The sequence below is a fragment of the Corynebacterium sp. ACRPF genome (genome assembly GCF_022347395.1).
Taxonomy (GTDB): Bacteria; Actinomycetota; Actinomycetes; order Mycobacteriales; family Mycobacteriaceae; genus Corynebacterium; species Corynebacterium tuberculostearicum_D.
Genome location: NZ_JAKRNB010000009.1, coordinates 77,889 through 90,326, shown reverse-complemented (window position 1 = coordinate 90,326; position 12,438 = coordinate 77,889). Strand labels below are relative to the sequence as shown.

Annotated in this window: 12 protein-coding genes; 5 read left to right on the top strand and 7 right to left on the bottom strand. The window is 60.9% G+C overall.

Features of this window, described 5'->3' with window-relative positions:
- Complete coding sequence (locus MHX61_RS05815; RefSeq protein WP_005322420.1) at positions 1-252, bottom strand: hypothetical protein; 252 nt, start codon at positions 250-252, stop codon at positions 1-3.
- Complete coding sequence (locus MHX61_RS05810; protein ID WP_239193463.1) at positions 249-1,925, bottom strand: nitrite/sulfite reductase; 1,677 nt, start codon at positions 1,923-1,925, stop codon at positions 249-251. The genes MHX61_RS05815 and MHX61_RS05810 overlap by 4 nt, the downstream gene beginning before the upstream one ends.
- 253 nt (positions 1,926-2,178) lie before the next feature.
- Here MHX61_RS05810 and MHX61_RS05805 point away from each other — a divergent pair, with 253 nt between their 5' ends.
- A complete protein-coding gene (locus tag MHX61_RS05805; RefSeq protein WP_239193461.1) occupies positions 2,179-3,534 on the top strand; it encodes an FAD-dependent oxidoreductase in 1,356 nt (451 codons plus the stop codon).
- Here MHX61_RS05805 and MHX61_RS05800 read toward each other — a convergent pair.
- Together MHX61_RS05800 and MHX61_RS05795 are read right to left on the bottom strand one after the other, a co-directional pair.
- Positions 3,531-4,898: a phosphomannomutase/phosphoglucomutase gene (locus MHX61_RS05800; RefSeq protein WP_005322425.1), complete on the bottom strand. Its 1,368-nt coding sequence runs from the start codon at positions 4,896-4,898 to the stop codon at positions 3,531-3,533. The genes MHX61_RS05805 and MHX61_RS05800 overlap by 4 nt on opposite strands.
- A 54-nt stretch (positions 4,899-4,952) precedes the next feature.
- A complete protein-coding gene (locus MHX61_RS05795) occupies positions 4,953-5,420 on the bottom strand; it encodes a DUF3499 domain-containing protein (protein ID WP_150850639.1) in 468 nt (155 codons plus the stop codon).
- A 96-nt stretch (positions 5,421-5,516) separates the two neighbouring features.
- Between MHX61_RS05795 and MHX61_RS05790 the strand changes: the two genes are divergently transcribed.
- Positions 5,517-5,987 (top strand): metallopeptidase family protein, encoded by a 471-nt coding sequence (locus MHX61_RS05790; protein ID WP_005322429.1) that lies wholly within the window; start codon positions 5,517-5,519, stop codon positions 5,985-5,987.
- Positions 5,988-6,067: 80 nt separating this feature from the next.
- Here MHX61_RS05790 and MHX61_RS05785 read toward each other — a convergent pair whose 3' ends face one another.
- From MHX61_RS05785 to MHX61_RS05775, 3 genes are all read right to left on the bottom strand, one after another.
- Entirely contained in the window at positions 6,068-6,316 is a 249-nt protein-coding gene (locus tag MHX61_RS05785; RefSeq protein ID WP_005528147.1) for a WhiB family transcriptional regulator, read from the bottom strand.
- A gap of 564 nt (positions 6,317-6,880) precedes the next feature.
- On the bottom strand, positions 6,881-7,975 hold the full coding sequence (locus MHX61_RS05780; protein ID WP_179387501.1) for a sugar phosphate nucleotidyltransferase: 1,095 nt from the start codon (positions 7,973-7,975) through the stop codon (positions 6,881-6,883).
- Between the two features lie 101 nt (positions 7,976-8,076).
- The gene (locus MHX61_RS05775; protein ID WP_239193460.1) at positions 8,077-8,976 is read right to left on the bottom strand and encodes a glycosyltransferase family 2 protein; all 900 of its coding nucleotides are present in this window, start codon (positions 8,974-8,976) and stop codon (positions 8,077-8,079) included.
- A gap of 124 nt (positions 8,977-9,100) precedes the next feature.
- On the opposite strand from MHX61_RS05775, the gene MHX61_RS05770 reads away from it, so the two are divergent.
- Genes MHX61_RS05770 through MHX61_RS05760 form a run of 3 tightly spaced genes read left to right on the top strand, consistent with a single transcriptional unit; the run spans position 9,101 to position 12,203 of the window.
- Positions 9,101-10,732 (top strand): LCP family protein, encoded by a 1,632-nt coding sequence (locus tag MHX61_RS05770; RefSeq protein WP_239193459.1) that lies wholly within the window; start codon positions 9,101-9,103, stop codon positions 10,730-10,732.
- A 25-nt stretch (positions 10,733-10,757) separates the two neighbouring features.
- Positions 10,758-11,420, top strand: a complete 663-nt coding sequence (locus tag MHX61_RS05765) for a TIGR03089 family protein (protein WP_239193458.1) — start codon at positions 10,758-10,760, stop codon at positions 11,418-11,420.
- A gap of 45 nt (positions 11,421-11,465) precedes the next feature.
- Entirely contained in the window at positions 11,466-12,203 is a 738-nt protein-coding gene (locus tag MHX61_RS05760) for a sulfite exporter TauE/SafE family protein (RefSeq protein ID WP_239193457.1), read from the top strand.
- The last annotated feature ends 235 nt before the right edge of the window (positions 12,204-12,438 follow it).

Sequence of the window (12,438 nt, the reverse complement as noted above, 5' to 3'; positions counted from 1 at the left end):
TTAAGCCTGCGGTGCCGTGGAGTGTCCGCGGCGGGCAAGCGAGCGCTTTAGGGCCTCGTTGGAGGACACGGCCGGTGCGGGGGCTACCGGGGCATCGTCTTGGCCGTGAAAGCGCACGGAGAAAATCCGCAGGCACTCCTGGCACTTCCAGGCAAAATCATCTTCCTCATCCGGGAAGAGGTCGGTGCCGGCGCAATACGGGCAGAAGCTGGGATGGTTGCGGTTGGGGTTGGGCTGGCGGCGAAAATTCACTGCAAGTCCTCCTCCTTGGCGCGCAAGACCCAGTGGCGGAATTGCTCGCCGTCCTCGCGCTGCTCTTTGTATTTATTGACCAAGCGAATGACGTACTCGGGCACCTCCTCGGCGACGACCTTGTGGCCGCGCAGCTTACGGCCCCAGTCCGGGGACAGGCCAAGCGCACCACCCAGGTGGACCTGGAAACCCTCGACGCGGTTGCCTTCAGAGTCGGTAACAATCTGGCCCTTCAGGCCAATGTCCGATACCTGCGAACGCGCACAGGCGTTGGGGCAGCCGTTGAGCGCGATGGAAATCGGCACGTCCAGATCGCCCAAGGTGTCTTCCAGGATGTCTACCAACTCGATGGCGCGGGCCTTCGTGGTCACGTGCGCGAGCTTGCAGAACTCCAGGCCGGTGCAGGAGATGACGCCGCGGCGGAATTCGGACGGCTGGGAGTACAGGCCGGTCTCATCGAGCGCGCGGGAGAGCGCCGGAATGTCTTCTTCCTCCACATCAAGGAAGAGCAATTCCTTCATCGGGGTGGTGCGGATGCGGCTGATGCCGAATTTCTCGGCCACGTCCGCGATGGCGATGAGCTGCTCACCGGTGGCGTGTCCCACGGTAGGCTTTACGCCGACGTAGAACTTGCCATCTTTCTGGCGGTGTACGCCCAAGTGATCGCGGGAGCCGGGCTCGACCTCCAGCGGGATGCCATCCAGCAGTGGCTTATCCAGGTATTCTTCCTCCAGCACTTGGCGGAATTTTTCGATGCCCCACTTGGCTACCAAGAACTTCAGACGGGCACGGTTGCGATTGCGGCGGAAGCCGTAGTCACGGAAGATGCCGACCACACCGGCCCAGACCTCCGGCACGCGCTCTAGGGGAACCCAGGCGCCGAGGGACTGCGAGAGCATCGGGTTGGTGGATAGGCCGCCGCCAACGAAGCAATCGAATCCTGGGCCGTACTCGGGGTGGTTCACGCCCACGAAGGCAACGTCTTGAATCTCATGCGTGACGTCCTGACGGGAGTTGCCGGAGATAGCGGTCTTGAATTTGCGCGGCAGGTTATGGAATTCCTCGCGCGGCAGGTAGTTATTCTTAATCTCTTCGATGGCTGGGGTGGCATCGATAATCTCGTCCTCGGCCACGCCGGCAACTGGAGAGCCTAAAATGACGCGCGGCACATCGCCGCAGCCCATGAGCGTGCTCAGCCCCACAGACTCGAGCTTGTCCCAAATGGTGGGCACATCCTCGATTTGAATCCAGTGCAACTGGATATTCTGGCGGTCCGTAAAGTCCGCCGTGGAGCGGGCATAATCGCGCGAGATCTCACCGACGGCGCGCAGCTTGGCAGGATCGGCACGCCCGCCGTCGAAGCGCACGCGCATCATGAAGTACTCGTCCTGCAGCTCGGCGTTGGACAGCTTGGAGGTCATCTCGCCGCCCAAGTTCTGGTTGCGCTGAGTATAAAGGCCCAGCCACTTGAAGCGAGGGGCTAGGTCATCGGCTGGAATAGAGGAAAATCCCTGCTTGGAGTAGATATCGATGACGCGCTGCTTGGCAGAAAGCCCGCCGTCTTCCTGCTTAATTACCTCATCGTTATTGAGGGGCTCGGTGCCGTCAATCTTCCATTGGCCTTCGGGCTTTTTGGCGCGGGGCGTGCGCTTGGTATTAGTCGCGGTGGTCATGGTGTAGATCTCAACCTGCCTTTCCAAAGTATTGAAAGACAACGTACCCGTCTAAAATGAGCAGACAAAGCGGTCTTTTTTATTTTCAAGTAAAAAATCGCTCTGAACTGCATGAAGAGAAGAATATTTTCAGAATCTAATTCAACGTCTTGCCGCAACCTAGACTAAACGGTTCAATGGCCAGAAAGTTAAGCCCCAGAAAATGAACCTAGCGGTCTAGACCCCGCGATAGAGAGAAAGGCATTCACGCAGCATGAATCAGCCCTTTAAGGTAGCCGTCATCGGCGCAGGCCCGGCCGGCATCTACGCCTCCGATATCCTGGTGAAAAAGACCGGCGGCGAGGTACAGATTGACCTCATCGAGCAGATGCCCGCGCCCTTCGGCCTCATCCGCTACGGCGTAGCGCCGGACCACCCGCGCATTAAGGGCATCATCAAGTCCCTGCACCGCGTGCTCGATACCGAGCAGATTCGCCTGTTGACCAACGTGCACATCGGCCGTGACATCACCGTTGACGAGCTGCAGCAGCACTACGATGCCGTGGTCTTTGCCACCGGCGCCGTGGGCGACCGCCACCGCGATATCCCTGGCGCGGACTTGGACGGCGTGCATGGCGCCGGCGAGTTCGTCGGCTTCTACGATGGCAACCCGCGCTTTGAGCGCGATTGGGATCTGTCCGCCAAGGAGGTGGCGGTCATTGGCGTGGGCAATGTGGGACTGGACGTCTCCCGCATCTTGGCCAAGACCGGCGATGAGCTCAAGGTCACCGAGATCCCCGATAATGTCTACGAGTCCCTGGCTAAGAACCAGGCTGAGACTGTGCGCGTTTTCGGACGCCGCGGCCCGGCGCAGGCCAAGTTCACTCCGCAGGAGCTCAAGGAGCTGGACCATTCTGAGTCCATTAATGTTGTGGTCTCCCCCGAGGACATCGACTATGACGAAGCCTCGCTGGCCGCGCGCCAGGAGAGCAAGTCCACCGACTTGGTGTGCCAGGTGCTCGAGCAGTATGCCATCCGCGATCCCAAGGAGGCGCCACACACCCTGCAGATCCACCTCTTTGAGCAGCCGGTAGAGATTTTGGGCGAGGACGGCAAGGTCAGCGGCATCAAGACCGAGCGCACCGCCCTCAATGGCGATGGCAGCGTGCACGGCACCGGCAAATTCACCGAATGGCCCGTGCAGGCGGTCTACTTCGCCACCGGTTACCGCTCCGATGCGGTCGATGGCGTGCCCTTTAACCAGGACAAGAACGTCATCAATAACGATGGCGGCCATGTCATCGATGCGGCCGGCGCGGTAGTGCCGGGTCTCTACACCACCGGGTGGATTAAGCGCGGCCCAGTGGGCCTGATTGGCAATACCAAGTCCGATGCCACGGAGACGATTGGCATGCTGCTTGCCGACGCCGCTTCTGGTGCCCTCCCCTCCCCCTCCAGCACCGCGGATATCACCGAAGTCTTTGCCGAGCGCGGTATCGATTACCTGACGTGGCAGGATTGGCAGCGTTTGGACGCGGCCGAGCGCGCCCTAGGCGAGCGCGAGGGCCGCGAGCGTAAGAAGTTTGTGGAGTGGGAGGACATGGTCTCCCACTCGCGCGCCGAAGTTTAGCGACGAATGATGGCAAGGACTTCGTCGACGATGGACTGCACCTCGTCGGCGGTCTTTGCCTCTACATTGAGGCGCAGCAGCGGCTCCGTATTGGACGCGCGCACGTTGAACCATGCCTCGGTTCCCTTGAGCTCGACGGTCACGCCATCGAGCTCATCGACGGACTCAATCTTATCGGCCAGCTCATCCAGCACCGCCTGGGTAGCGGCCTTCTGGTCCTCCACGGTGGAATTGATCTCGCCAGAAGCCTCGTAGCGGGAGTACTCCGCCATAAGCTCGCTCAGCGGCTTATCGGACTGGCCCAGAGCGGCCAGCACGTGCATCGCAGCAAGCATGCCGGAATCGGCGTTCCAGAATTCCTGGAAGTAGTAGTGCGCGGAGTGCTCGCCACCGAAGGCGGCCTGGTGCTCGGCCATCTGCGCCTTGATGAAGGAGTGGCCCACGCGGGTGCGCACCGGGGTGCCGCCCTTTTCCTTAATGAGCTCCGGCACGGTCTTGGAGGTAATCAGGTTGTGGATGATGGTAGCGCCGGGGAACTTCTCCAGGTAGCGCTCAGCAACCAGTGCACAGATGGCAGAAGGAGAAACCGGCTGGCCCTTTTCATCCACCACGAAGCAGCGGTCCGCATCGCCGTCGAAGGCCAAACCAATATCAGCCTTCTGATCCACGGTGAATTTCTGCAGATCCACCAGGTTCTTTGGATCCAAGGGGTTCGCCTCGTGGTTCGGGAAAGTGCCATCGAGCTCGAAGTACAAATCGCGGACGTCGAAAGGCAAGCCATTGAAGACGGCCGGCACGGTGTGGCCACCCATGCCGTTGGCGGCATCGACAGCCACGACGAGCGGCTTGGAATCCTCCAGCGGTACCAGCTTGCGCAGGAAGTCGGCGTAGCCGGCCAGAATCTCCTGCTCGGCAATTGCGCCCTCGGTGCCGGTGAACTCCGGGGTGCCGTCGATAAGCATCTGCTTAATCTGCTCCAAGCCGGTCTCCTGGCCCACCGGTACCGCGCCGGCGCGGCAGAGTTTAATGCCGTTGTACTTGGCTGGGTTATGGGAAGCGGTAAACATAGCGCCCGCACACTCCAGGGAACCGGCGGCGTAGTAGAGCTCGTCGGTAGAGGTTAGCCCCAGCAGGGTCACGTTGAGGCCCTGCGAGGTCACACCCTCAGCAAAAGCGCGCGCCAGAGACGGCGAGGACGGGCGCATATCGTGGCCGACAGCCACGGTGTTTTCGCCTTCTTCCCGCAGGATGGCGGCAAACGCGGCGCCCGTATCGCGCACGAAGTTCTCATCGATATCTTCGCCCACCACGCCACGGACGTCATAGGCCTTAATTACTGCATCAAGATGCTCACGAGTTCGCATAACCTGCAATAGTACTCCCGCCCGCTGGGAAACTACCGCACCACGGGGTTCGTGTCAGTCCTGTTCCGGTTCTGCGGGCGTCGTTTCATCGGGCACGACCGAAAGGTGCGCGCGGCGCGCCTTTTTGGCATAAGCCACGCGGCGGGTGCGAAAGACCGGGTGGTTCGAATTGGCAGGGTCCGCCCCATCAAAGGTCGCGGAATAGTCGATTGGGTCTGCACCGGAGCCGGCGCTGCGGTCATCGACCAAGCCGGTGGTCACGCGGCCGTCTTCCTTGACCGCCTCCGCCAAGGCCATCAGGTCATCTTCTTCGTCCAGCTCAATGCGGTCCACACGCACCAGTTCCCAGCCCACTGGGGCGGAAATGCGGTCGCGGTGGGTCGCACACAGATCCCAGCTGTGTGGGTTCTCCTCTTCCGCCAGCGGGCCGACGACGGCCGTCTGGTCCGCGTAAGCGTAGGTCAATGTCGCCACGGCGGGGCGGCCGCAGCCTGGGCGGGAGCAATGGCGAGAAATAGTCACAGCGCATAAGTCTAAACCCTTGGTTTAGATTTAGATAGTCTTCGCCCCGGCGTGGCTCCGCTAAATCCGGCCCGCCAGCGCCTTAGAATCAGGGTCATGACCGCCGCTCGCCCGCATATCCGCCCCGCCCGCGACCGCCACGGCCACGGCATGCGCGGACCGCTCCTCCCCCAGCAGACCCCGCGCTACCGCAGCGCGCGCGAGCACTTCGACATGGCCGTATTGGAGGCCTATGCCCCCATCCAAAACGCCTTCGCGCCACAATTGCGTGGCCTCGACTTGGCCGTGGATACCATCCCACGCATGCGGCTTTCGCCCGATATGACCGTGCTACCGGATGAGATTATCGCCGATGGCCCAGTTCCCCTTGGCCGCGTGGTTCCCGCCGGTGTAGATTCCGAGGGCCAGCCCACCCGCGCGCGCCTAGTCATCTTCCGCATGCCCATCGAGCAACGTGCCTCTACCCCGTCCGAGCGCTCCGAGCTCCTAGGCACCGTTATTACCGCGCTGGTGGCCAACTACCTCAACTTGGATCCCGAAGAAGTGGACCCGCGCTATAGCTGGTAACCTCCGGCAAGTTTCGCGGCAGCAGAAAAGCCCCTGGCCGCACATTGCGTGCTAACCAGGGGCCTTACTGGACACCTTAATTATCCAATCTCGCGCTTGAGGCGGCGGCGCTCACGATCCGATAGCCCGCCCCAAATACCGAAGCGCTCATCGTGCTCCAGCGCGTACTCCAAGCATTCATCGCGTACCGCGCAGGCCTGGCAGATGCGCTTGGCCTCACGGGTAGAGCCTCCCTTTTCGGGGAAGAATGCTTCAGGGTCGGTCTGCGCGCACAGCGCCTGGTCCTGCCACTCCTGCTCGACGGCACCGAAGAGTTCATCGAGCGACATCTCTGCAGCAGCACCGCCACGGAGAATGGCGTTGTTATTAGCCATTTTGTCCACGCCTTTTCCTTTCTCCGAGGTTGGGTAATTCTCATTAGCGCGACCGACTGTACACCACATTTCCTTTGGGCTACCCCGCCAGGACTGTGTGGAAGTAACGGCGCCGGCCGCTGTTTCTTTCACTGATGTCATTTCACACCGGATCACTAAATATCGTCAACCCGAATTGGCGGCTTCTTCGCGCTTTCCGGCAAAAACGCAGCACACGATCCCCATGCGTCACATCCGTAACAACTGATCCCCCGCGGGGGTGTAGGTAGGGGGTACTACATGTAGTGGTACCCCGTTTTTCTGTCAACAATTTTCAGGAAATTCCGGCGTGTCGCGCGCACAACCCCGCAAAGAAGGGATCCATGCGCTTCATATCTGTGAAGATTTCGTACCATGTCGGCCGGTGCAGACAGGCGTAACAGGTGGCCCCATAAAAGAAAGGCCGAACCGAGGCTCTTTATCCTCAGTTCGGCCTATGTCAGCTAGACCTAGTGCAGCGCCCAGACCACGGCGAAAGCGTTAAGCATCGGAGCTAAAACGCACGCCGGCATCAGGAATAGAAACGCCGGGGAAGACTCGCATGCCGTCGAGAAGCTCGCAGCGTGCGCCGATATGCGCGCCTTCACCAATGACACAGTTCTCAATGACCGCGTTGGCGCCAATGTGAGCGCCGGAGGCAATGATCGAGTTGTGAATGATGGCGCCTGGCTCAATGCGCACGCCGTCAAAGACAACGGTGCCCTCCAGACGGGAGCCCGCGCCCACCTCAGAGCCTCGGCCCACGGCGGTACCGGACAGCAGCAGCACGCCGCCAGCGATGCCGGCGGAGGGATCCACCAGGGATTCACCAGTCTTGCCCTCAATCAGCGGGGAAGGCGCGATGCCACGTACCAGGTCGGAGGAACCACGGGTGAAGTCATCCGGGCGGCCCATGTCGCGCCAGTAGGAGTTGTCTACGTGGCCGACAACTAGACGGCCTTCAGCCAAGAGCCCTGGGAAGGTTTCGCGTTCGACGGAAACAACGCGGTTGGCCGGAATGGACTCGATGACGGAGCGCTTGAACACATAGCAGCCGGCGTTGATCTGGTTGGTTGGCGGATCCTCGGTCTTTTCTAGGAACGCGGTAACTCGGCCGTTGGAGTCGGTCGGCACGCAACCAAACGCACGCGGGTCAGCTACGTTGAGCAGGTGCATGGTGACATCGGCGTCCTTGTCATGGTGCGTGGTGAGGATGCCTTCCAGATCCATGCCGGAGAGCACGTCGCCATTGAAGACCATGACCGTGTCATTGCGCAGCTTGTCGTAGACGTTGCGGATGCCGCCGCCGGTGCCGAGCGCGGTCTCTTCCACCACGTACTCGATCTCCAAGCCCAGATCGGAGCCATCACCGAAGTACTCCTCAAAGACCTCGGCCTTATAGGAGGTAGACATGACGACGTGCTCGATGCCGGCGGCCTTGATGCGGGCGAGCAGGTGCTGCAGGAACGGGTAGTTTGCCGTCGGCAGCATCGGCTTCGGTGTACCGATGGTTAGTGGGCGCAGGCGGGTGCCGCGGCCGCCGACGAGAATCACTGCATCCGTGCTGGCACCGTGGGTGGTGGCTGCTTCAGTCATAGTCTTCCTTATGTATGCGGACAATTTTATTCTGTGATTTTCTGAGGGACAGTGTAGAGCGTATGGCGCGCAATCCAGTTCAACGGCACGCGCACCGAGCCTTAAGAACGTGCCGAGGCTGAGGCAATAAGCCCGCGGACTCGCAGTCCCAGCCACAACGCGCCGCGCAGTGGGGCCTGCCACCATGCGGGGTGGCGGTCTGCCTGAAAGCGATAGGCGGAGTTGTGGTGGGCGCGCAGCATCGCTCCGGCGTGCGCTTGGGTGGAATGCCCCTTAGCGTGGCTGATGACGGCCTCTGGGCAAAAGATGTTTTGGTAGCCGGCGCGCGTGAAGCGATCTCCTAGATCTACGTCTTCGAGATACATGAAGTAGCGCTCATCAAACCCACCGATGTCGTCGAAGGCCTCCCAGCGCACAAGAAGGCAGGAACCGGATAACCATCCGGCCGGACGCTGGGCGGTCATATCGGATTCATCGCGGTAGGCGCGCGACCATGGATTGGACGGCCAGATCGAAGAAAAGAGTGCGTGCCCAATGCCGGTAGCCACGGTAGGCACGGCGCGGGCCGAGGGATAATTGCTGCCATCCGGTTCCACGATGCGCGGGCCCACGGCCGCAGCATCCGGCCACTGGCGGGCGCACTCGATGAGCTGGTCAATAGATCCCGGGGTAAAGGTGACATCGGGATTAGAGATAAGGAAAAATTCCTCATCCACGCCACCGTGCTCGCGGGCGAAGCGGGCACCCGCATTCATGCCAGCGCCGTAGCCGATATTTCCGCCGGTATCGAGAAAGTCCACCCCGGCGCGTTCGCGGGCGGCGGCCTCGGGCACGCCGTCGGTGGAGCCATTATCCGCAAGCACGACCTTGGTGCCGCGAGCGCAAGCGCCCGGCAGGGAGTTCAAAAAACTACCGAGGTATTCACCGGGACTATAGGTCACGGTGATCACGGCCAGCGGGGATTGATTTGGTGTAGTCACAATGGCCCCGAGCTTAGTCACAGGCGCTCCTCGCACTGGGCAGGGACACTGCCCGAACACGCGAAATCGGACACGGATCACTAATTTTTGCCCGTTCTGCCCTAAACTGTCTCCAGATCCCCACCAATCTAGAAAGCCTCCAGTTGTGACTTCTGAGAACACTCGTCGGGCGCGCACGATCCAGCCGGCGCCCTCTGCCGCTAGTGCGGTGAAGCAAAAAGGTTCCACGGCCATCAAGGCGATCGTGGCACTCCTGTCTGCCTTGATCCTGGTGGTATCTGGCGTGGGTTATGCCACCGTGGGTCGACTAGATAATGGCATGTCTTCGGCCACGGACTTGTCCCTGGACGGCCAGGGCTTGTCCGGTGACTCGCACGATGGCGCAGTGGATATCTTGCTGGTGGGCAAGGATTCGCGTACCGATGCCAAGGGCGATCCCCTCTCTGAGAAGGAATTGGCGGACCTGCACGCCGGCGTGGCCGATGGTGAGGAAAATACTGACACCATGATGCTCATCCGCGTTCCGGAGGACGGTTCCCGCGCTACCGCCGTATCCATTCCGCGCGATACCTATGTCAAGGATCCGGACTACGGGAATATGAAGATGAATGCCGTCTTCGCCTCCCACAAAAACGCCAAGGTGGAAGAGCTCGAGCAAGAAAATGCCGAGGCGGAGGCCAAGGGCAAAAAGAAGCCGCACTCGGATAAGGACATCGAAAAGCAGGGCGTCGAAGCCGGCCGCGAAGGGCTGCTGGCCATGGTGCGCACCCTGACCGGTGTGTCTATTGATCACTACGCCGAGGTGGGCCTCTTGGGCTTTACCCTGCTGACTGACGCCGTCGATGGCGTGGATGTCTGCCTCAACGATAATGTTGATGATGATATGTCTGGCGCTAAGTTCAGCAAGGGCAAGCAGACCCTCGACGGCGCCAAGGCGCTAGCCTTCGTGCGCCAGCGCTATAACCTCCCGCGCGGCGACCTCGACCGGATTGTGCGCCAGCAGGCCTTCATGGCGTCCCTAGTCAATAAGATACTGGACAATGACACCCTGGCTAATCCTTCCAAGCTGTCCAAGATTGCCAAGGCGGTGGAGCGCTCCGTAGTCATCGATGATGGCTGGGACATCATGGGCTTTGTCACCCAGCTGGCGGGCCTGGCCGGCGGCAATGTCACCTTCACCACTATCCCGGTGACCTCCATCGACGGCCAGGGCGATTATGGCGAGTCCATCGTCACCATCGACGCCTCCGAGGTCCACCGTTTCATGGATGACCTGGCTAAGACCCACGATGAAGCCACCGATGAATCCAAGGCCGAGGATAAGGACAAGCAGGACAAGGCGGAAAAGGACAAGGACGTCGATCCGAATATCAATATTCACGTCCTCAACGCCGGCAATATTGATGGCTTGGCCGCAGGCATTGGTTCCTGGCTGGAGGACAAGGGCTACACGGTGGAGCGCTCCGCGAACGCGCAGCCGGGCATCTACAGCGAGTCGCAGGTCGTCGCCGCCGATCCATCGAGCAAGGAAGCTAAGGCCCTGGCCAAGAAGCTGGGTGGGCTGCCGGTGGCAGAGAATCCGCAGCTCGACGATGACACCCTCATCGTGGTTGCTACCGATGACTACCAGGGACCTTCCGATGAGGAGGCCAGCGCCCAGCAGCCGGAGGAAGACACCTCCAGCCAGCCGGTTGGCACCCCGGGCAATGACTTCGGTACCGCCAAGGTTTCCCCGGAGATTGACGCCGGCGGCGACGGCCCGCGCTGCGTGAACTAGCACTTCTCCCCTACGATGGGCGGGTATGGAACTACTCGCCCATCTTTTGCGTGCCGATGCCGCCTCCCCGCGGCTTACCGTATACAACGAGGCCACCGGCGCTCGCATGGATTTTTCTGCGCAAACGCTCGACAATTGGGTGGCCAAGATCGCCAATATGCTGGAAGAAGAGCTCGACTTAGAGGCGGATTCCACCATCGCCATCGATCTTCCTTCCTCGTGGCAGGCGGCCGTCGTCGCCTTGGGCGCCCTTGCTGCTGGCCCTTCCTATAGCTTTGGCGAGGCTGCCGCGCTTGCCGACGTCGTCTTTACCTCCCCTTCCCGCTACGCGGCCGCCCACGAGCGCCAGCCCCAGGCCGATATCGTGCTCATTAGCGAGGACCCCTTTGGCCGCGGCGTGGTCGAGTCCGGCGGGGAGCTTCCCACCGGCGCCATCGATTTTGGCCCCACCGTGCGCTTCTACGGTGATCAGTACTTCGGCGAAACCCAACCGCTGCCCCAGCTTGTCGATGCCCCCGCATCCGCCGAGCGCCTGCTTTCTACCGGTTGGTCCGATAATGAGTCTTTCTCCCGCGCCGTGCTCGAGCCCCTAGCCGCTGGCGGTTCCGCGGTCATCGTTGCCGGCATGTGCCCGGCCGAGCGCTTAGAGGAAATCGCCGCCAATGAGAAGGCCACCGCCCGCCTCTAATAGTTTCTACATGCAGGCTAGGCCCAGATATACTTAACCCTCGTTATGCTTCTGGGAATCTCTGTGGACGCATGGTCCTCTATCTTCATCGGCGTCCTCATCCTCGCCGGCACCATTACTCAGGGCACCATCGGCTTTGGCTTAGGCACCATCGCCACGCCCATTATCGCGCTCATTCGACCTGAGCTCGTGCCCACGCTCATTCTGCTGCTGGCACTGTGCATTTCCAGCTATACGCTCGCGCGCACCTTCCGCGAGACGTCCTGGCGAGTTGTGGGCATTTCTTCCCTCGCCCGCATTCCCGGTTCCCTGGTGGGCGCGTGGGCAATCGCCAGCCTCCCACCCGATGGGCTGTCCATCTTCATCGGTTGCGCCGTACTCCTTGCTATGACGCTTTCCAGTTTGGGCTGGAGCCCTCGACCTACCACCGCCAATACGCTCATCGCCGGCGTAGCCTCCGGCATCCTGGGCACCTCGACCTCCATCGGCGGCCCGCCCATGGCGCTCATCATGAAGCGCTTCGACCCAAACCGCACCCGCGGGACCTTGGCGGGCACCTTCGTCGTCGGAACCTTAATTTCTCTTATAATTCTGGCGCTTAATGGGCAGATCACCAGCACTCAGATGACCGCTGCGACAGCCTACTTCCCCCTCGTTGTCGTGGGTCTCATTGCCGCCAACTACCTCAACCGATTTATAGATAGGCACCTCCTCAACCGCATCGTCATCATCGTGGCCATCTCCGCGGCACTCTTGCTTATTGCCGAAGCCGCCCTACTCTAGCCCCGCGCCCTACCCCTCAGCGGAAAGCCCCGGTAGATTCCAGTTACAAAACACGCCAACCTTGGCCATGTAAACGCCTATAACTTATGTCACGTAACATTCATGCTTAGGCATTTTATAACCCCTTTCCACCCGCCTAAATGCAGCGTACGGCGCATATTGTGACATGTCCACAACTTTTCAACAGGGTGCCAACGCCTTCCTCGCAGCCACAGGAACACCCCCACCTAGGGGT